The 20,938-nt window shown below is 42.7% G+C and carries 12 protein-coding genes and 3 pseudogenes; 7 read left to right on the plus strand and 8 right to left on the minus strand.

Annotated features, from left to right (window positions below):
• Window positions 1-4: 4 nt before the first annotated feature.
• From AC6IZ0_RS16195 to AC6IZ0_RS16210, 4 genes are all read right to left on the minus strand, one after another.
• A complete protein-coding gene (locus tag AC6IZ0_RS16195) occupies window positions 5-523 on the minus strand; it encodes a tetratricopeptide repeat protein (RefSeq protein ID WP_271731608.1) in 519 nt (172 codons plus the stop codon).
• A 115-nt stretch (window positions 524-638) separates the two neighbouring features.
• The gene (gene argB / locus AC6IZ0_RS16200; protein WP_497723857.1) at window positions 639-1,538 is read right to left on the minus strand and encodes an acetylglutamate kinase; all 900 of its coding nucleotides are present in this window, start codon (window positions 1,536-1,538) and stop codon (window positions 639-641) included.
• 71 nt (window positions 1,539-1,609) lie between these two features.
• A complete protein-coding gene (locus AC6IZ0_RS16205) occupies window positions 1,610-2,446 on the minus strand; it encodes an SWIM zinc finger family protein (protein ID WP_497723859.1) in 837 nt (278 codons plus the stop codon).
• A gap of 104 nt (window positions 2,447-2,550) precedes the next feature.
• Entirely contained in the window at window positions 2,551-5,775 is a 3,225-nt protein-coding gene (locus tag AC6IZ0_RS16210) for a sll1366 family intein-prone helicase (RefSeq protein WP_497723861.1), read from the minus strand.
• A 481-nt stretch (window positions 5,776-6,256) separates the two neighbouring features.
• Between AC6IZ0_RS16210 and AC6IZ0_RS16215 the strand changes: the two genes are divergently transcribed.
• The 5 genes and pseudogenes from AC6IZ0_RS16215 to AC6IZ0_RS16235 all read left to right on the plus strand — a co-directional run bounded on the left by AC6IZ0_RS16215 (window position 6,257) and on the right by AC6IZ0_RS16235 (window position 13,282).
• Window positions 6,257-8,413: a polyribonucleotide nucleotidyltransferase gene (locus AC6IZ0_RS16215; RefSeq protein WP_271731602.1), complete on the plus strand. Its 2,157-nt coding sequence runs from the start codon at window positions 6,257-6,259 to the stop codon at window positions 8,411-8,413.
• 291 nt (window positions 8,414-8,704) lie between these two features.
• A pseudogene (locus AC6IZ0_RS16220) lies at window positions 8,705-9,495 on the plus strand (segregation/condensation protein A).
• Window positions 9,496-9,683: 188 nt separating this feature from the next.
• Window positions 9,684-10,094 (plus strand): annotated as a pseudogene (locus tag AC6IZ0_RS16225) (IS607 family transposase); the annotation flags it as partial.
• Window positions 10,072-11,277, plus strand: a complete 1,206-nt coding sequence (locus AC6IZ0_RS16230) for an RNA-guided endonuclease InsQ/TnpB family protein (RefSeq protein WP_497723863.1) — start codon at window positions 10,072-10,074, stop codon at window positions 11,275-11,277. The pseudogene AC6IZ0_RS16225 and the gene AC6IZ0_RS16230, both read left to right, overlap by 23 nt.
• Before the next feature lie 836 nt (window positions 11,278-12,113).
• Window positions 12,114-13,282 (plus strand): annotated as a pseudogene (locus AC6IZ0_RS16235) (nucleotidyltransferase family protein).
• A gap of 76 nt (window positions 13,283-13,358) precedes the next feature.
• On the opposite strand, the gene speA reads toward AC6IZ0_RS16235, so the two are convergent.
• Entirely contained in the window at window positions 13,359-15,362 is a 2,004-nt protein-coding gene (gene speA / locus AC6IZ0_RS16240; protein ID WP_271730463.1) for a biosynthetic arginine decarboxylase, read from the minus strand.
• A 203-nt stretch (window positions 15,363-15,565) separates the two neighbouring features.
• Here speA and ndk point away from each other — a divergent pair, with 203 nt between their 5' ends.
• Window positions 15,566-16,015, plus strand: coding sequence for a nucleoside-diphosphate kinase (ndk, locus tag AC6IZ0_RS16245; protein WP_497723864.1), 450 nt, complete (start codon window positions 15,566-15,568; stop codon window positions 16,013-16,015).
• Window positions 16,016-16,091: 76 nt separating this feature from the next.
• On the opposite strand, the gene AC6IZ0_RS16250 is transcribed toward ndk, so the two are convergent.
• From AC6IZ0_RS16250 to AC6IZ0_RS16260, 3 genes are all read right to left on the minus strand, one after another.
• A complete protein-coding gene (locus AC6IZ0_RS16250) occupies window positions 16,092-16,811 on the minus strand; it encodes a TerC family protein (protein ID WP_497723865.1) in 720 nt (239 codons plus the stop codon).
• 409 nt (window positions 16,812-17,220) lie between these two features.
• Entirely contained in the window at window positions 17,221-17,667 is a 447-nt protein-coding gene (locus AC6IZ0_RS16255; RefSeq protein ID WP_497723866.1) for a hypothetical protein, read from the minus strand.
• A 68-nt stretch (window positions 17,668-17,735) separates the two neighbouring features.
• Window positions 17,736-18,428, minus strand: coding sequence for a hypothetical protein (locus AC6IZ0_RS16260; protein WP_497726083.1), 693 nt, complete (start codon window positions 18,426-18,428; stop codon window positions 17,736-17,738).
• 347 nt (window positions 18,429-18,775) lie between these two features.
• Here AC6IZ0_RS16260 and acs point away from each other — a divergent pair, with 347 nt between their 5' ends.
• A complete protein-coding gene (acs, locus tag AC6IZ0_RS16265) occupies window positions 18,776-20,746 on the plus strand; it encodes an acetate--CoA ligase (RefSeq protein ID WP_497723867.1) in 1,971 nt (656 codons plus the stop codon).
• Window positions 20,747-20,938 lie beyond the last annotated feature (192 nt).

Raw genomic sequence — 20,938 nt, forward strand, 5'->3', positions numbered from 1 at the left:
AATTCTAAACACTTAACCAGGCCAAGTATGAGAGTGTTAACACAATAACAACTAGTGCCACCCAAATAAACCGATTATCTTTTGTATTCACCTGGTTAAGGTCTATTATTTCCGGTTCAATAGCTACTTGACGGGTAGATTTAACAGGATTACCAGTAGCACGAATTTTCTGATCATTATCCGATAATTTACCTAAATCGGGTATTTCCGTCATCCACTCACTGGGGCGCTGGAGTTTTGGAGCTTTTAAAATATAAAGTAACCGCTTTGCCTGTTTGCTAGTCTCTGGGAAGGGGTGACGTTGCAGTTCTTGACAAAGATCAATGGCTTCTTGATTCCGTCCAGCTGCTTCATAAGCTGTGACCAGCCAAATTTCTACTTCACCCCCCAGGCGAGAATTGCGAGATAATAGGGCGCTGGCTTGTTGCAAATTTTCCACAGCTTCTCGATATTGCCCATTTTCAATGTTAAGTTTTCCTGTCTGGTAAAGACTTCTGGCAATTTCTAAATTTTCTGTACTCACCTGTTATACACCAACAACTAGACATTGGTCAGTCTGGGTTAAATCTCAATAGCGATCGCACATGAGGGTTAATACTTGACGATACCCAGAATATCCACAAGGCGATCGCAGTTAATTATTTTGAGGCAAACTGGGAACCGAGAATCATAGTACCAATACCACCATCAGTAAAAACCTCTAGGAGTAGGGCGTGGGGAATGCGACCATCAATAATATGTGCTGCACTTACACCTTGAGCGAGCGATCGCACACAACAAGTTACTTTAGGAATCATACCACCACTAACTATACCATTAGCAATTAGCTCCCGCGCTTCGCGGATATCCACTTTAGGAATCAAGGTAGACGGGTCTTTATAATCTTTAAGAATACCGGGGGTGTCAGTCAATAAAATTAACTTTTCCGCACCCAGTGCGGCTGCAATTTCCCCTGCTACGGTATCAGCATTAATATTATAAGCTTGTCCATTCTCGTCCGTAGCTACGCTAGACACTACCGGAATATAGCCACTACTAGAGAGGATTTCCAAAACTTTGATATTTACACTACTGACTTCTCCCACAAAACCAATACCTTCTTGCTCCTGGGGGCGGGCTGTAATTAGGTTACCATCTTTACCACATAGTCCCACAGCCAAGCCCCCAGCCTGACTAATCAGCGAAACAATTTCCTTATTGACTCGACCCACTAAAACCATTTCCACCACATCCATGGTGGGAGCATCGGTGACGCGCAAACCATTTTTAAATTGTGCTTCAATGCCCAGTTTATTTAACCAACTATTAATTTCAGGACCGCCCCCATGTACCAAAATTGGACGCAAACCAACGCAGGATAAAAAAACAATATCCCGTATAACCTTGTCCTTGAGGTTACTATCTTTCATGGCAGCACCGCCATATTTAACAACAACAGTGCGACCTACAAATTGTTGAATGTAAGGTAGTGCTTCGCTGAGTACACGTACACGAGTAGCTTCTGTTTGCCTGATGTATTCCGAATCGTTTTCCATCACGAGGGACTATTAGGATTTTCAACTTATCTAGTCAGTTTAAAAGAATTTGTCACCTACAACAATATTTCAGATCAACCCCCTCCTATATTCATCGCTGCTAACATTGCTTGCTGACTGACCTGTTGATAAACAGTACCTAAACATCTGGTCACCACATCACCGGAGGTCGGACCAACTAAACTTTCTTCTGTTTTCCCTAAAGGAATCGCCCCTAATACATCTAATACTGTCTCGCTACTAGAGGGGGTAATTACCACCAATGAAGAATCTAGTGGCTCATTGTATTGCCAGAATGAACTCAGGTTAACAGAATATTGGGGGTGTGTCTGTGGTGGTTGAATCTGGGGTGTTTTAGGTGGTGCAACTTTCACCTTAGCACGGCGTAATTGACGTAAATCATTGATAATTTCCTCTTTAGCGCGTCCCCGTAGTTGAAACAACACAAATGGGTCTTCACTAAAGCGATCGCCTAACTGATAGTATACAGCACCAATATGCTTACAGGGGTTTGCTTTATCAGGACAAGAGCATTTACTGTGCACATCAGAGAGGGTAAAAGGAAACAAAGACAAACCATTGGCTGTAAACACTTCCTCAATATTTTGCGGCATTTCCCCTGCTAACAACTTGGCTGCAAAAATTGCCCTGTGGGACATACTTTCAATCACATAACCCCACTCTTCCTGGGTGAAATGATCGAGAGACAGAGAAACCTTATAGGGTTCAGTTTCACTACCTTGGACTCTAGCTAGTACCTTTGCACCTTTAAACTCTATATTGAGAACATTTCCTTGACGAGAATAATTTCTCGCCCGTTCCAAACGCTTTTTAAAGCGATAAGAATCCAGTAACTCTAGCCATTTTTGTGACCACCATTCACGGCTTGCCTGTAACGTTGCATGATTCATAATCTTTCTGTAAAATTAACTTATATTTTACTTGATTTATGGGTTAATTTTTGTGACATAAACTAACGGCCAGCTCAATTGCCTTTTGACAAAGCCTTTTCCTGCTAATCTTCTTCAATTATGGCGCTGCGATCGAGTATTAAGAGGTTACGTAATTGGTCTGTATCCATTTCCGTGAGCCACTCCTCACCCGCGCCAACTACCTGTTCAGCTAATTGTTTTTTACTTTCAATCATCTCGTGTATTTTTTCTTCCAATGTGCCAGTACATACGAATTTATGCACTTGCACATTACGAGTTTGACCAATGCGAAATACTCTATCAGTAGCTTGATTTTCAACCGCAGGATTCCACCACCGATCAAAGTGAAATACATGATTAGCCCTGGTTAAATTTAATCCTACACCACCGGCTTTTAAAGAAAGAATCATAATCGGCGGTCCTTGGGGGTCGTGTTGAAAACGGTCAATCATTTCTTCCCTTTGTTGTTTACTAGTACGACCATATAAAAATAATATCTCTTTACCCATTTTTTGCTGTAAATCAGCTTGCAATAATTTACCCCATTCAGCAAATTGGGTGAAAATTAAAGACCTATCTCCCTCTTCCAAAGCCACGCTTAACATTTCTTCCAGTCGTAGTAGTTTGGCAGAAGTATATTGTTCTAATGTCCCTAATTTTAAATATTGGGCTGGATGATTGCAGATTTGTTTGAGTTTAAGGAGTAAGCCTAAAATCATCCCTCGCCGTTGCAACCCTGATGCAGATTCAATCTCTGCCAAAGATGCTTCTACTACTTCTTGATAAAGTGCCGCTTGTTGTGCAGTCAGACCACAAAAAACCGTCATTTCTTGCTTTTCTGGCAAATCTTGAATAATATCACGGTCTGTTTTTAGACGGCGCAAAATAAACGGTTGTACTAAACCCCGCAACTGATTTAAAGATGACGTGTCACCATACTTTTCAATTGGTATAGCAAACCGTCTCTGGAAGAATTGCCGATTTCCCAAATACCCAGGATTGAGAAAATCTAAAATTGACCACAGTTCTTGGAGTTTATTTTCTACTGGTGTACCGGTTAGGGCTATGCGAAATGTAGTTTTTAACTCCCTGACAGCCTGGGATTGTTTAGCTTCTGGATTTTTGACATTTTGAGCTTCATCTAATACAACTACCTGCCAATCAACACTTTGTAAAGTTTTAATATCCCGGTGAATCAGGGAGTAACTAGTAATAATGACATTGTGTTTTTTAACTGCTTCTACAAAAGCTTTACCCTTGAGACGTTTATCACCGTGGTGCTGCAAAACTTTGAGGTTAGGAGCAAATTTTTTAATTTCTCGCTCCCAGTTACCTAAAATAGAAGTTGGACACACCAGCAGGGTGGGATTTACTAGTGCGTCTTGTTCCTGGAGGTGCAGTAAAAAAGCAATTAACTGAATGGTTTTTCCCAGTCCCATATCATCTGCGAGACACGCACCCAAGCCCCAACGTTCTAAGAACCCTAGCCAAGCTGCACCCCTTTGTTGATAAGGTCGTAACTGTCCTTGAAAATTAGTAGGTGTTGGTAGAGGTGCGATGACCTGGTTATTGGTTAACGCTCCAATTAATTCTTGCAATGTTCCTGATGCTTCAAAGCTGACCACAGGTAACTTTTCAATCGACTGGGTATCTCCAGAACCCAGACGTAAAGCATCTTCTAAGGAAAGTGACATTTGATCTTTACGAGCGGCAAAAAATGCCTGTGCGGTTTTAATATCCTGGGGTCGCAACTCTACCCACTCGCCATTAATTTCTACCAGTGGACTATTTAAAGCTACAAGTTTATTAAAGTCTGTTTGAGAAATTGTCTGCCCACCAATTGCCAATTGCCATTGGAAATTGAGTAGACTTTGTAAACCTAACCGTCCCTGCTGATTATTTGGGGTTTGAGCAGTAATTTTTAACCCCAAACGATTCGCCCAGCCTCCACCGTTTGCCAAACTAGGAGGCAAAATTACCCCTAAACCACTATCTTCAAACCGCCACGCCACTGACTTAATAAATTCGTATGCTTGCAATGGGTTAAGGTGACAAGATTGGGGATATTCTGTTTCTAAACTGGGTGCAATAACTGGATACAATCTTGAAGCTAACCCCAACCCGCGCAATAATGTTTCTTGGGGTTGATGAATGGTGCGGTTTTGATTAACTAATTGCTCCACGGGGTGATCCCAAATGGTTGCTGCATCTACTAAGAAATCAGGATCATTTGCTGCTTGTAGAAAATATGCCAATGTCCAATCAGTACCGCCAGATGCCGGGGGAAGCAACTGGAAACAGCAGCGAAATAAGGCTGTTCCTGACAATTGGTACTGTAATGGCATAGTCCAAGCTTTCAGCCCTGCTTCGAGTCTTTCTACTTCCAGCGCATCTGCATTAAAGGTGTCAGAGGTACTAGTTAAAGCTTGCAACCACTGTCGCACCGCTGAGGCTAGAGATGCCATTACTCTGGTTTCTAATAGAGGCTGACCTGCTAATATCTGTCGCACTTGGGTATCTACTATACTATTAAGGAATCCCAGCAATAATTCCTGTGGTTGAGTGGGGAAGTCTAGGGCTAAGTATTTTTCTTCTAACTCAGGAGTTGTTTGATAAGTACGACAAGCCAATGGCATCTTGGTGGCAAACTTTTCTAGGCGTGTTCCGTCTATAGCACTGTCTAAGAGGACTTGCCATTTAGCAACAGTAGAACCATCAGACTGTCTTTGAATAGTGGGCAAAAACTTACACCGGGAAATTAAATCCAAACTCCAACGCGCAACCTGTGACCAGAAACGTAGGTCTCCAGCGAATAAAGTATCCCCCTCGGTAGCAGCATTTAAGGGCACAGTGGCCAGAAATTTTATAGCTGCACTGGGGTGAAGACAAAAACCCTCCACTCTCCAGGGTTGGAGATATTGGGGTAAGTTAATTTCAGATGCCAAGGTACCAGAATGTAAGGGGCAAATAAATCCTATTTCTTGCTGATTGTTTTCCGGGATATGAGTTGGTAAGGCAATTATTTGAGAGTGGGTTGGTAGACTGAGTGGAGTAGCAGTTGTACTTTTACGAGTTTGCCGACTGGTTGTCAGTGCAACTTGGTTTTGCTGGACTAAATCGGAAATTGTGATGTTGTGGGCAATCAGCCATTCACACAACTCTAATGGGTTGATAGCCAATGGATGTAGTGGTGGATTTGTGGACGCACTAAAATCGAGGTTTACCCGTGATGATCGCCAAGTTTCACCCCAAATAAATAAACAACTATTTTCAGGCTTTCCTAACCAATTTCCGTGTAAAATTGTCATCTTTTAACTACTAAAGTTCCTGTAAAATAAACTAATAAATCTCTTGGCGGTATTTGATATGCAGCCAAACTTCCCCAGTATGTGGGGGATATTTGCAACGCTGGTTTTATTGTACAACCAGGCTTACGCGGTCAGGGTTGAGAAAGGTTTCTGGGCGAATATATAGCATTTCCCATGCTCGTGAGGTACATTTTTTTAGTTTGAGGGAACAGGGAACAGGGAACAGGGAACAGGGAATAGGGAATAGGGAATTGGTGTGTACTTCATGAGCCTGAAAAAGGCTATATGCTGGTGATAGCAGCAAACCTGACAGTGAAGCTATGCTCTGGGCAGTTAGCGGGGAGGATAGGAGGATAATATTATATCGTGCTTGGTGCTCAAGGACTTATTTATCTTTGTGTGTACTAGAAGTCAGTCTGAGAGCATAAATGTTAGGATTGCCACAGAGAGAGAATAGAGAAAGAGAAGGAAAAAAAACTGAATGGCAGAAGTTGATAAGTCAATATCCTTCGATGGTAGGGATATTAGACTAAAAGTGGGCTTACTAGCTCCCCAGGCTGGTGGGTCAGTTCTCATAGAATCGGGGGACACATCTGTTTTAGTAACCGCTACGCGAGCAAAGGGTAGAGAAGGAATTGATTTTCTTCCCCTGACAGTAGATTACGAAGAACGACTGTATGCTGCAGGTAGGATTCCCGGAGGGATCATGCGGCGAGAGGGACGTCCACCAGAGAAAACAATTCTGACTAGCCGGTTAATAGACCGCCCCATGAGGCCTTTGTTTCCTTCATGGTTGCGGGATGACCTGCAAATTATTGCCTTTACCCTGTCCATGGATGAGTTGGTACCACCAGATGTCCTCGCAGTTACTGGGGCTTCCATTGCTACCCTGATCGCACAAATTCCCTTTAATGGGCCCATGGCGGCAGTACGGGTAGGCTTAGTGGGTGATGATTTCATTATTAATCCCACCTATGCAGAAATTCAAAGCGGAGACTTGGATCTGATAGTGGCTGGTTCACCCCACGGTGTGATCATGGTGGAGGCGGGAGCCAATCAATTGCCAGAGCAAGATATTATCGAAGCAATTGATTTTGGTTACGAAGCAGTTAGAGATTTAATCCAAGCTCAGGAAGATTTATTGGCGGAAATGGGTCTGCAAGTTGTGCAAGGAGAAGCACCAGAGGTAGACCTGACTGTGAGCAATTTTATCCGCGATCGCGCCAGCGATGAGATTAAGAAAATCCTATCTCAGTTTGAATACAGCAAAGCCCAACGGGATGAAGCGTTGGACGCTGTGAAGGAAAAAATTACTAGTGCGATCGAGGAATTACCAGAAGAAGATGAGGTTCGAGTTGCTGCGATCGCAAACGGTAAAGGAATAGGTAATCACTTTAAAGACATAACCAAGCACTTGATGCGTCGTCAAATCATTGAAGATAACGTCCGCGTTGACGGTCGCAAACTCGATGAAGTCCGTCCTGTTTCTTGTCAAGTTGATGTGTTACCCAAACGAGTCCATGGTAGTGGTTTATTTAACAGGGGATTAACCCAAGTACTATCCACTTGCACCCTTGGTACTCCTGGAGATGCTCAAAGTCTCAACGACGACTTGCAATCAGACCAATGTAAACGCTACCTGCATCATTACAACTTCCCGCCTTTCTCCGTGGGGGAAACTAAACCTATGCGTTTTCCAGGAAGGCGCGAAATTGGTCATGGTGCTTTAGCAGAGCGGGCGCTGATACCTGTGCTACCACCAAAAGAAAAATTCCCTTACGTGATTCGTGTCGTATCGGAAGTGCTTTCTTCAAACGGTTCTACTTCTATGGGCTCGGTGTGTGGTTCCACTCTATCATTGATGGCTGCTGGTGTACCAATTATCAAACCCGTGAGCGGTGCTGCAATGGGTTTGATTAAAGAAGATGACGAGGTGCGAGTTCTCACTGATATTCAGGGCATTGAGGACTTTTTAGGCGATATGGACTTTAAGGTAGCCGGGACAGATACCGGTATTACCGCCTTGCAAATGGATATGAAAATCCCCGGTCTGTCATTGGAGATTATTGCCCAAGCCATCCACCAAGCTAAATCAGCCCGGTTGCATATTCTGGAGAAAATGCTCGAGACTATCCAAGAAGCACGTCCTGAAACCTCACCCTATGCCCCGCGTTTATTGACTATCAAGATTGATTCAGACATGATTGGTCTGGTGATTGGGCCTGGAGGGAAAACAATTAAGGCTATTACTGAAGACACTGGTGCTAAGATTGACATCGAAGACGATGGAACTGTCACCATTTCTGCTGTGGATGAAAGCCGCGCCAAGAAAGCCCGTAACATCATTCAAGGTATGACTCGTAAGTTAAATGAAGGTGATGTTTATGTAGGGCGTGTGACTCGGATTATCCCCATTGGTGCATTTGTAGAATTTCTGCCTGGAAAAGAAGGCATGATTCACATTTCTCAACTAGCTGACTATCGCGTTGGCAAAGTTGAAGATGAAGTGGCCGTTGGAGATGAAGTAATTGTCAAAGTGCGAGAAATTGACAATAAAGGACGGATTAATCTCACACGTTTAGGTATACACCCAGATCAAGCGACTGCGGCGCGAGAAGCTGCGGCTGTGAATCGCTAATATCGATTGGGGATTTTAGATTTTTATCTAAAATCCGCGATGCCTGGAGACTAGGCATCGCGGTTGGTTTGTGAAATTTAAATCATAAAAACTGATCACCGTTCATAAAATACTCAATAAATCTAGTGTTTTACCTTTGTAGTCTTAGTCCAAAGTCCTAAAACTACAGGCACAAACGGCTGTGCCTCGATCCCATCCAGAAAGTTTGAGATTACTTGGATGTTGCTACTTGACGTAGGGGAAAGTTAAATATATCCAGAAAATCTTTGATTAAGGTTTTTCGTAAATTTTATGGATGCTTCCGAGTTATTAGCAACAATTACACAGCTCATTGAGCAGGCTGAACAAGGCGACATCGATCCTTGGGATGTTGAAGTAATTAAGGTGATTGACCGTTACCTAGAATTAATGGCACCGGAGGACACACCTAAAGGCTATGAGTCAGATTTGTCGCAATCAGGACAAGCTTTTTTGTCAGCATCGATGCTAGTCTTATTTAAGGCCAACACTTTGATGCAATTATCTTCAGTGGAAGAGGTCGAGGATGATATAGCAGATGATGCCATCTTATTCAGTGAAGGTGGGTTATTACATCATGCTCATCGTCTGCAATTAGAGCGGCACTTGCGGCGCCGTCCCTCAGCAATGCCACCGCCAAAGCGTCGTGTGACTGTGCAAGAGTTAATCAAGCAATTGCAAATTATGGCGCACCAGCTAAAACTGGTTGAGAAATCTAGTAAGCGTGTTTCCCCCCACCGTCACCCCAGATGCCAAAATATGCGGCAGGCCTAGAGTTAGCTCACCAGGAAAATTTGACTGAGGTAGCTGGAGAACTAGAGCAAGTGTTGCATTCTTCTAGAACAGAGCTATTATTAGGAGAAAATTGTTTGAGTCTAGAACAACTGGTAGATTTGTGGACTCAAACAAAGCAAGGACGGCAAAATACTTCTAGCCATGAGTCAGAAAACCGCCCCCTAGTTAGCGTTTTTTGGGCCTTACTACTGCTGTCGTCTCAATCTAAAGTCGAGTTATTACAAGACGAGTTTTACCAGGACATTCAAATTCGCCTACTGACAGATTGACCCAATTGACACTTCCCGTATGCTTGGTGACGGGGATTCTTGTTTGATCCGTCTCCCCTAGAGACGTGTAACTAATTGTAAATTAGTTGCTTAAAACGAGGAAATATTACTAAATCACGCTAGACTAAAAGTAGTTGATTTAATGAAGTTTTGATGCAGCATGTCACTCCCAAGGAAAACGACAACTTGAACACTTACGCACAAGATATCCAGAGGCTGAAATTATTTCAGAAGTTGGAAGGGGACTCAATTTTAAACGGAAAAAATTCCTCGCCATTCTGGAACGAATCATCGACGGCGATATCCAACGTATTGTCTTTCCCCACCCTGACCGACTTGTCCGATTCGGATTTGAATTGGTTAGGTGGTTATGCACAAAATTTGAGTGCGAACTCGTGGTTCTCAATGACCGCAAGCTCAGTCCAGAGCAGGAACTCGTACAAGATATGCTGTCGAGCATCCACTGTTTCTCTAGCAGGTTATACGGGCTTAGAAAATACACGTCAATCATCAAAGAAGACTTACAAAAAGAAGTCGCGTCACCAGGAATCGACAAAGCAGTTACCGAACAGTGTATTGAAAATCAGGCTATTTCCTAGTAAAGAATTACATCGAGTTTGGAAGCGTTGGCTTGCTGCTTATCGTTATTACTTCAATCAATGTATCAGTTATCTTCACAATAATTATGATACTCAATTCAGGGTAATTATTGATCAGAAAACTAGCACAGAAAAAGAAGTTAAGATATCTGCTGAGGAATTAGATAAAATAGCTCAAAAAATTGATGTACCGTCATGGGTGAAAACCTTACCAGGGCATCAACGTCAAGAAGCTTGTTTTGAGGCATTTGATGCCTTTAAACAGGCTCGCACTCAAGGTGGTAGCGCGAAATTTAAAAGCTGTAAAGCCACAAGCCAAGCTATCCAATTCAAGGTGGGCAATTTCAAAAATGCTACCTGGTATCCGCGCACAACCAAAGGTTTAGGCTTTACCACAATTGGTCAAACTATTCCTGAGCAATGCGAATATGGCACAGAGCTTGTATACCGTCGTGGTAAATGGTTTGGCTGCTTTCCTCAACATAAAGAAACCGTACCTACTGGTAGTGATAGGGTAATAGCATTAGACCCCGGTAATCGTACTTTCTTAACTGGTTTTGATGGCGAGAATGTCTTAGAGATTGGAACGGGAGACATCGGACGCATACAAAGATTGTGTCAGCACCTTGATAATCTCATCAGCCGTTCTACCAAAACAACGTGCCGTAAACGTAGAAAGATGCGTATTGCTGCTAATCGTGTCAGAGAAAGAATTGAGAATTTAATTAAAGATTTGCATAACAAAGCTGTTAACTTGCTTGTTAATTGCTACAAAGTAATTTACTTACCAACCTTTGATTATAGTCAAATGGTGATTAAAAAACGTAGTGGCAAGAAACGCAGAATAAACAGTAAGTCTGTAAGGCAAATGTTGACTCTTTCCCATTACAAATTTGAGCGACATCTCAAGCAAGCTGCACAAAGAAAAGGTGTAATAGTCGTTCTTTGTAACGAATCATATACGTCAAAAACCTGTGGTAACTGCGGTCATGTTCACTATAAATTAGGTGGAAACAAAATTTTTAAATGCCCACATTGCGGAATACAGATTTCTCGTGATGTAAATGGCGCACGCAATATTTTATTGCGTGCTTTGCAAGCAACTGCCTTCACCGTGACCCATGATGAAATCATGCTTTCTGAGGAGTCAGAATTGACGGATGCCGTAGTTAATCTAGTTTAATCGCTTTGATTAGCTTAAAAGTTGCACTAAATGCAAGCACCCAGCCTGTGGGTGTGGATACCTGCACAAGCTTAGAGGATGTTTGATAAGTTTTCAACAGGTAATTTTTATCTTAGGGAACAGGGAACAGGGAACAGGGAATGAGGAAGGGGGAACAGGGAATGAGGAAGGGGGAACAGGGAACAGGGAACAGGGAACAGGGAACAGGGAATGAGGAAGGGGGAACACACCGAACACACCAAAACAATAAAACAATAAAATCCAGTCCCATCTCCTTACAAGGGGAGGGTTAGGGAGGGGTCAAATAATATTCGATACACTAATCATGACTTGACAAACATCCTCTTACACATACTGCCCAAGGGCGTTTGGTGCGAGATTTAACGAAACTGGTGCTAAGACTCTCACATTTGTACAAAATTTACGATTTTCGCCCCTAGGGTTGTAAATTAGGAGTTATCCACTTGAGCTACTTCGCTTTTTATATGTGCGCTTTACCTGTTTCAAAGAGTTTGGCATTTTCATGTCAAATTTATTTGGCAATTCGCTGATGTTACCCGTCTAGAAAACGATTGCTCATAGGTATCAAGTATTGTCAACATCGTTGGTCTCAAGGGACTATATGACTGTATTGCCCGGCTTTTAGAAGACTGGGGAATTACGCTAATTAGTTAAAATTATCATCTGTCAGTTGTTATGTGGTTATGCTTAAAAGGTTGCAATGACGGGCAAATTCCTGTTATCCCTGTTTTGAGGAGTTACTTACACCAGAAGTTCGGATGATTAAGTATCACTTGATAAAAGTAAACTGGCTTGTGTTTGAGGAATAAAATTTTATGAAAGCCATGATTCTCGCTGCGGGTAAGGGTACTCGTGTACGTCCCATTACCTATACAATTCCCAAACCGATGATTCCCATCCTGCAAAAGCCAGTGATGGAATTCCTACTGGAACTTTTGCGCCAACATGGATTTGACCAGATTATGGTCAATGTTAGCCATTTGGCAGAGGAAATTGAAAACTATTTTCGTGACGGTCAACGGTTTGGGGTAGAAATCGCTTATTCTTTTGAAGGCAAAATTGATGATGACGGCAAACTGGTGGGAGAAGCTGTTGGTTCAGCTGGGGGGATGCGGCGTATCCAGGACTTTTCACCTTTTTTTGATGATACCTTTGTGGTTTTGTGTGGTGATGCTCTGATTGACCTAGATTTGTCTGCGGCTGTCAAGTGGCATAAATCCAAAGGGTCAATTGCTACAATCATCACGAAATCTGTGCCCATGGAAGAGGTTTCTAGTTACGGTGTGGTGGTCACTGACGATGATAGTCGTGTTAAAGCTTTCCAAGAAAAACCCTTGCAAGAGGAAGCTCTGAGCACCAACATTAACACTGGGATTTATATTTTTGAGCCAGAGGTGTTTAATTACATACCTTCTGGGGTGGAATATGATATTGGTAGCCAGTTATTTCCCAACTTAGTAGAAGTTGGTGCGCCTTTCTACGCTATTGCCATGGACTTTGAATGGGTAGATATTGGTAAAGTACCAGATTACTGGCGGGCAATTAATGGTGTACTGTTAGGTGATATTAAAAATGTGCAAATTCCAGGTAATCAAGTCGCTCCTGGTATTTACACTGGTTTAAATGTGGCGGTGAATTGGGACAAGGTGGATATTACTGGACCAGTTTACATTGGTGGTATGACCAGGATAGAAGACGGTGCTAAAATTGTCGGACCGGCTATGATTGGGCCTAATTGCTGGATATGCAATGGTGCAACGGTAGAGAACAGTGTAATTTTTGAATGGTCGCGATTGGTCCGGGAGTCAGACTGGTTGATAAGTTAGTGTTTGGACGTTACTGTGTAGATAAAACGGGAAATGCAATAGATGTTCAAGCTGCTGCTTTAGATTGGCTAATTACGGATGCTCGTCAAACACCACCATCAGAAACACCTTTTGAACGCCAAGCGATTGAGGATTTACTGGGGACTAATGCAAGTTAGAGGCTAGGGGCTGGGGGTTGGGGGTTGATGATTAGAAGGTTACCATCCTTTCCCCTGTCCCTCTGGTTTTTACTCCCTAGCTATTCAGATACGTGTATCTTCCTAGACTTTGTTCGTAGGTTTGTAGCAGTCGTTGAGATTCAGCTAGGGTAATGTGCTTTTCTTCTAACGCTTTTTCACAACGCTGGCGAATATTTTCTACCATATCTTCAGAGTCATACTGCACATAGCTGACCACTTCGCTCATGGTGTCACCTTTGACAACGTGTTGAATTTGGTAACCTTTGGGTGTCAATTGGATATGAACGGCATTGGTGTCTCCAAATAAGTTGTGTAGATTACCCATGATTTCTTGATATGCTCCGTTGAGGAACATCCCTAGATAGTAGGGGTTTTCGGGCTTAAAGGTATGCAGTTCTAATACTGATTTGACGTCGCGTAGGTCAATAAAGCGGTCTATTTTGCCATCACTGTCACAGGTAAGGTCTGCCAAAATTCCTCTTTGGATGGGTTCTTCGTCTAGGCGGTGTATTGGCATGATGGGGAATAGTTGGTCTATTGCCCAACAATCAGGTGCTGATTGAAATACTGAAAGATTAATGTAGTAAATGGAAGCCATTATTTTTTCTAGGTCTTCCAATTCATCGGGTACGTATTCCTGCTGTCTAGTAATGTTCAGAATTTTTTGACAGCAAGCCCAGTAAAGTCGCTCGGCTTTGGCTCGTTCTTGGAGGCGCAAAATTCCTAAGTTGAAACGGCTGATGGCTTCTTCTTTAAATTGGGTGGCATCGTGGTAAAATTCCTGATAATTCTCTTGGTTGATGGATTGGTAGGTTTCCCACAAGTATTTGATTACGGGTGATTCCTCTTCTTCGGGCGGTTCTGGTAATTCTAGCGGTACATCGCTAGTACTCAGAACATCAAAAATTAGTACTGACTGGTGGGATGCGATCGCTCGCCCACTTTCGCTAATCAGTGTTGGTACGGGTATCTGGTGTTCGCCACAAGTATCTTTTAACTCGGCTACAATATCATTAGCATAGTTTTGCATATTGTAGTTTTTCGAGGCGTAGAAGTTGGTTTGGGAACCGTCGTAATCTACACCCAATCCGCCCCCAACATCTAGGTATTTCATGTCCGCCCCTAACATGGCTAACTCTACGTAAATACGGCTAGCTTCTTGGATGGCATCTTTGATGACATTAATGGCTGAAATTTGTGAGCCAATGTGAAAGTGCATTAACTGTAAACAATCCAGCAAATTAGCTGCACGTAGTTTGTTAACAGCTGCTACAATTTCAGGAATTGTTAAACCGAACTTAGCGCGATCGCCGGTGGAAGTTCCCCAGCGTCCCATCCCTTGGGTACTCAGTTTGGCACGCACGCCCACAATTGGTTTAATCCCTAATTGTCGGTGAGCAGTAATCACCAAATCAACTTCTTCCACCTGTTCTAAGACAATAATGGAAGTCTGACCTAGTCGTTGGGCTAACATGGCCGTTTCGATATATTCTCTGTCCTTATACCCGTTGCAAATGAGCAATGATCCTGGTGTATCCAACAAGGCTAGGGCAATCATCAATTCTGGCTTAGAACCGGCTTCTAAGCCAAATTGATGCGGTTTGCCAAACTTGACCAAATCTTCAATTAAATGGCGTTCTTGGTTACACTTGACCGGAAACACCCCCCTATACACCCCTGGGTAGTTATAGCGGGCGATCGCCTTGTTAAAACAAGCATTTAAGCGCTCGATGCGGTCTTCCAAAATATCCGAGAAGCGAATTAACATCGGTAGTCCCAAGTTACGCTGCTTCAAGGCGTTAACTAATTCAAACAAATCTAAAGAACCGCCGCGATCGCCCTTAGGAGAAACTGTAATATGACCAGCGGCATTAATAGAAAAATACGGTTCTCCCCAACCCTGTATACGGTATAGTGCTTCACTATCCTCAATTTTCCAGGAATGAGCTAAATTTCCAGGTGGTAGAAGCTTTTTTGGTTTTTGACCTTTAAGCTCTGATTTGTGTCCATGAGAAGGCATGACCACCTCTTGAGATGTAGCAGTTAACTCAGCACCCATTTTCCGTGACCTCTGTATTTCACCCACGAATTAACAATTTAGCGCATTACATTGGCAACAGATATGCACTCACAGATAATTTCTGAGATACACTCTGATTGGTCAGTAGTCATGGGTAATTAGTCATCGATGAAATCTTGATGACTGAATATAACACCCCTGGCAAATGATTAATATCATGTATTCAGTTTTGGGAGATAGCTTTGGAACGCACATTTTTAGCAATTAAACCTGATGGTGTACAGCGTGGACTGGTGGCGGAAATCATCGGTCGCTTTGAAACTAAAGGTTTTACCCTTGTGGGTTTAAAATTTATGAACGTTAGCCGGGAATTGGCAGAACAGCATTATGACGTTCACCGGGAACGTCCATTTTTCGCCAGTTTGGTCGAATTTATCACTTCTGGACCGGTTGTAGCTATGGTTTGGGAAGGTGAAGGCGTTGTTTCGTCGGCCAGAAAAATTATTGGTGCAACCAACCCCCTAACAGCAGAACCTGGGACAATTCGGGGAGATTTTGGTGTTAACATTGGCCGCAATCTTATCCACGGTTCTGATGCCTTAGAGACAGCACAAAGGGAAATAGCCTTATGGTTTAAAGATGAAGAACTAGTCAGTTGGCAACCACATTTAACACCTTGGTTAAAAGAGTAAATTAAAGACTAGGAAATGAGAAGAGGTAGGGGGGGAGAATTTAGGATATTAACAAAATCTTTCTCCCCCATCTTCCTCAGGATATTTCACTTTTTTCTGGTTCTATTTCCGGAACTGAAATCACATTCCGCTCAGAAAATCCCCAGGCTAAAATTAGGGCGATCGCAGAAATTACTAACCATTCTGGTGGGACTAAGTTATCATTTACTACTCTCAACAACAGGCGAAAACCCACAAATGCCACGGTAATATAGCCTGCATCTTCGAGATTTTTAAATTCATCTAACCACCGGATAAACAATCCCGCCATGAATCTTAATGTAATAATTCCAATGGTTGCACCCGTCAACACTAGCCACTTTTCTTGAGAAACTGCGATCGCAGTTGTGACACTATCTAAAGAAAATGCCAAATCTGTGAATGCAATTATCGGTATCGCTTGTAACAACGATTTAAAACGTGGTCCGTGATGATGGTCGTCCTTGTCTTCTTCTGAGGTAAAGTGTTGGAATACCAACCACAGTAGATAGGCCGCACCTAATAATTCAAATTGCCAGTATTTCTGTACCCAAGTAGCAGTGAGAATTAAGCTGATTCTCAGGACATAGGCAACAATTAAACCAAAATTGAGGGCTTTGCGTTCTAGTTCCTTGTCTTCTAGTCCTTGGGCGATCGCCGCCAGGGCGATGGCGTTGTCAGCAGATAGTACCGCCTCTAAAAACACCAATATCAGCAGAACTATGGGAGCTTCAACGCTGAAATTAAAGTGAAGATAATCAAAAATTTGGTCTAGCATTCCGGGTTTTTCAAGCTGGGAGGATTGAAATTATCTCAACAGAGCAACACAGTGCTACTCTTATCCAGCTTAACGTGTTGCTGCTACATTAGCATGGTACGGTTATCCGGGCGATCGCTTTACCCATAGGGTTAATTAAGCATTATCGAAAAAAAGGGTTTAAAACCCCGTTGTTCTACGACGGCTTTTCTTGATTGTTGGAAAAAAACTTGCCTAAAAAACCACAAAAAGCTAAAATGCAATAGTCGGCATGGGGCATCGGCACGACTTTAAATTGACAGGGACTGACTATAAGACTGCTTCGGCAGCGAGTTACTGTGAACTGTCATGAATCACCGAGCTTCAAGATCGGTGATTATGTCAAATACTCATCCTATTTGAGTTCAGAAATTATCGCTGGTTTAGCTATTTACTGACCAATACTGACCAATTTTTCCAACAGACTACCTGCCAAGTTTAATAAATCTTCATGATTGTGGTCAAGGTTATTCTCCTCACCCTCTAACAGATTTCTCACTAGAGATAACCGGTCATCTACCGCTGCGATTCTCAAACATACTTCTAGATTGACTGCTAAATCAAACAGAGAACGCTCACCTAACTGTTTTCTGGTTCTGATAGCTACACTATCATCACTGACTAAAAACTCTTTAATTGCGTCTAATAATTTATTGGCTAAAATTTCATCATTTCCCCAACTTTCCAACCAATCACTTTGTGCATCTTCAACATAAAAATTCACAAAATCTACCCCATAAGTTAACCAGTCGTGCTGCATTTTCCTCGCGGTTGTCAAAGCTTGAGCAAATTCTTCCACAGTAGTTTCGTAGCTTTGAGTTTCTTGTTTGTGAGCCATAGAAGCTGTAATAAGATGAGTAGGTAGGGGACGAACACAAACCTAGAATTATTGAATTTTTGACAGGTTCAATCAAATTTTAAATACTTGCCACTAGAAAGATAGTCACTGTTGTACAGTGCTATGTTGACTAACTGCTTAATGAAATCGGCCTGTTTCGGATTGTAACTTAAAAATATTCCTCTTTCTATCTGCCAGGAGTGCAGTGTATTTTGCCAAAAATGGTACTTTTGATTGTTAAACTCTTCTGACACACTGGTAATTTGAATACACAGTGGTTTGTGCTGACGACTACTAACAATCAAATCTGTGGCCATAGACAGGTCGGCAATATAACGCTTCCAAACAGCACCTTCACGCTGGACAATATCTTGGGCTATAGCTTTAATGATATCATCATCTTCCTGATTAAATTCACCTGCCATGAGTTTTTGTTTCCAAATGTAAAATTTGGAGTCATTGGCATTGATCCATTTGGGAAAAAGATAGCTATACCAATAGCGCTCATTAGGTGTCATCAGAGCGAACTTAGCTTTTTGTTCCTCTTCCGAAGGTGATGATTTAATCATTAGCCAAATCCTAGAATCTGTAATTACTTCTAGGAGAAAGGCGAGAACAAATGGTTTGGCGGTGAGGGTCCCTGGTTTAATATCTTTTACCCAGCGATTAATTTCATCTAATTTTTTGGACAAGTTAGGGTCTATCGAGGAGGCTTGCTCGATAAGGGATTTTAACTGCTCCTTAATCTCTTGTGCTTGCAAACGATACCCTACTTTCAATCACTAATGCCCTCGGTGAAAAATCGACAAATAACTTAATTTACCAAAACAACAAACATACATTGTATATTCTATTCTATTGTGGATATGAAAACAATTGTGACGTTAGCAGTATCTAAACTTTCTCTGAGCATAGGTATTTTTTAAGATTTGTGTTGATATGTTTACATTTGTAATTTTTAAATTTTGTTTGTACTTCACTCCAGGAGAGTAGAAGTGCTTTTAGTGAAAATATTGTATCACTTCACCAAAATCAAAGCAATTTTTGATAAATTCGAGTACACAATAGTTTTAAGTCATAAATCTACTAGCGAAACAAAATTTAAATTATGTCTGAGCCGACCATAGAATCAATCCTGCAAGAGAAGCGCTCATTCTCTCCGGCCAAGGAATTTGCTCAGAACGCCCATATCAAAAGTTTGGCAGACTATCAGCAGCTGTATGCTCAAGCCCAAGCTGACCCACAAGAATTTTGGGGAGAACTAGCAGCCACACAGCTGCACTGGTTCCAAGGATGGGATAGAGTGTTGGATTGGCAGCCGCCTTTTGCGCAATGGTTTGTGGGTGGTAAAATTAACATTTCCTATAATTGTCTGGATAGACACTTGACCACCTGGCGGAAAAATAAGGCGGCGCTGATTTGGGAAGGGGAACCGGGGGATTCCCGGACTCTGACTTATGCTCAATTACATCGGGAAGTGTGCCAGTTTGCCAATGTCTTGAAACAATTGGGGGCGAAAAAAGGCGATCGCATTGGTATTTATATGCCGATGATTCCCGAAGCAGCGATCGCTATGTTAGCCTGTGCGAGAATTGGCGCACCCCACAGCGTGGTATTTGGTGGATTCAGTGCGGAGGCCTTGCGCGATCGCCTCAATGATGCACAAGCCAAAATAGTAATTACTGCTGATGGTGGTTGGCGTAAAGATACAGTTGTTCCCCTCAAAGTCCAGGTAGACAAAGCCCTAGCAGATGGTACTGTTCCCTCGGTGACAGATGTGTTAGTAGTTAAACGCACAGGTCAACAAATCCACATGGAACCAGGGCGCGACCATTGGTGGCATGATTTACAACAAGGTGTCAGTGCAGACTGTCCCCCCGAACCCATGGATAGTGAAGATATGCTCTTTGTTTTGTATACTTCTGGTAGCACTGGCAAACCAAAGGGTGTTGTTCATACAACTGGTGGTTATAATTTATATAGCCACATCACCACCAAATGGATATTTGACCTACAAGATACAGATATATACTGGTGTACTGCTGATGTGGGTTGGATTACCGGTCACAGCTACATAGTCTATGGTCCGCTTTCCAATGGTGCAACTACTTTAATGTATGAAGGTGCGCCTCGGGCTTCTAATCCTGGTTGTTTCTGGGATGTAATTGAGAAATATGGTGTGAACATTTTTTATACAGCACCTACGGCAATTCGGGCATTTATCAAGATGGGTGAACACCATCCCAAAACCCGCAATTTATCTTCTTTGCGGTTGTTAGGAACAGTGGGGGAACCCATTAACCCAGAAGCCTGGATGTGGTATCATAAAATCATTGGCGGTGAGCGTTGCCCAATTGTGGATACTTGGTGGCAAACAGAAACCGGTGGTATTATGATTACACCCCTACCGGGTGCAATTCCCACTAAACCCGGTTCCGCAACCCTGCCCTTTCCTGGTATTATTGCAGATGTAGTGGATTTAGAAGGTAATACCGTACCCAAGAACGAAGGCGGTTATCTGGCGGTGCGTTATCCTTGGCCGGGAATGATGCGGACAGTCTACGGTGATCCAGAACGTTTTCGCCGCACTTATTGGGAACATATCCCCCCCAAAGATGGTAATTATATCTATTTTGCTGGTGATGGGGCTAGACAAGATGAAAACGGCTATTTCTGGGTTATGGGTCGTGTCGATGATGTGTTGAATGTATCAGGACACCGCCTGGGAACTATGGAAGTAGAATCGGCTTTAGTTTCTCATCCAGCAGTTGCAGAAGCTGCAGTAGTCGGTAAACCTGATGAAGTCAAGGGTGAGGAAGTTGTAGCTTTTGTCACCTTAGAAGGAACATATCAGGGGAGTGAGGATTTGAGTAAAGAACTCAAACAGCACGTTGTCAAGGAAATTGGAGCGATCGCACGTCCGGGGGAAATTCGCTTTACCGACGCTTTACCTAAAACCCGCTCCGGTAAAATTATGCGGCGCTTGTTGCGCAGTCTCGCAGCTGGTCAGGAGGTTTCTGGTGATACTTCTACCTTAGAAGATCGCAGTGTTTTAGATAAGTTGCGGGAAGACGCTTAGACAGATTGGTGACTGGGGACTTTTGTCTCTAGCTGCATCATTGAGGGGGCGAAATGCTTGGGGGTGAGGTTCACTGTGTGACAATACTAGATTCTTCTCCCCTCAATGATGATTTATCAACTAAACCTTAAATTGTCGGGTGCGTTATAGCAACGCTTAACGCATCAATTAATTGGTGCGTTAGAGGATGTT

This window comes from Anabaenopsis sp. NIES-4685 (genome assembly GCF_059725405.1).

Excerpts from the sequence above, each read along its gene's own strand:
- AC6IZ0_RS16205 (WP_497723859.1), bottom strand. The coding sequence starts at position 2,446 with ATGAATCATGCAACGTTACAGGCAAGCCGTGAATGGTGGTCACAAAAA.
- AC6IZ0_RS16210 (WP_497723861.1), bottom strand. The coding sequence starts at position 5,775 with ATGACAATTTTACACGGAAATTGGTTAGGAAAGCCTGAAAATAGTTGT.
- AC6IZ0_RS16215 (WP_271731602.1), top strand. The coding sequence starts at position 6,257 with ATGGCAGAAGTTGATAAGTCAATATCCTTCGATGGTAGGGATATTAGA.
- speA (WP_271730463.1), bottom strand. The coding sequence starts at position 15,362 with ATGGGTGCTGAGTTAACTGCTACATCTCAAGAGGTGGTCATGCCTTCT.
- AC6IZ0_RS16250 (WP_497723865.1), bottom strand. The coding sequence starts at position 16,811 with ATGCTAGACCAAATTTTTGATTATCTTCACTTTAATTTCAGCGTTGAA.
- AC6IZ0_RS16255 (WP_497723866.1), bottom strand. The coding sequence starts at position 17,667 with ATGGCTCACAAACAAGAAACTCAAAGCTACGAAACTACTGTGGAAGAA.
- acs (WP_497723867.1), top strand. The coding sequence starts at position 18,776 with ATGTCTGAGCCGACCATAGAATCAATCCTGCAAGAGAAGCGCTCATTC.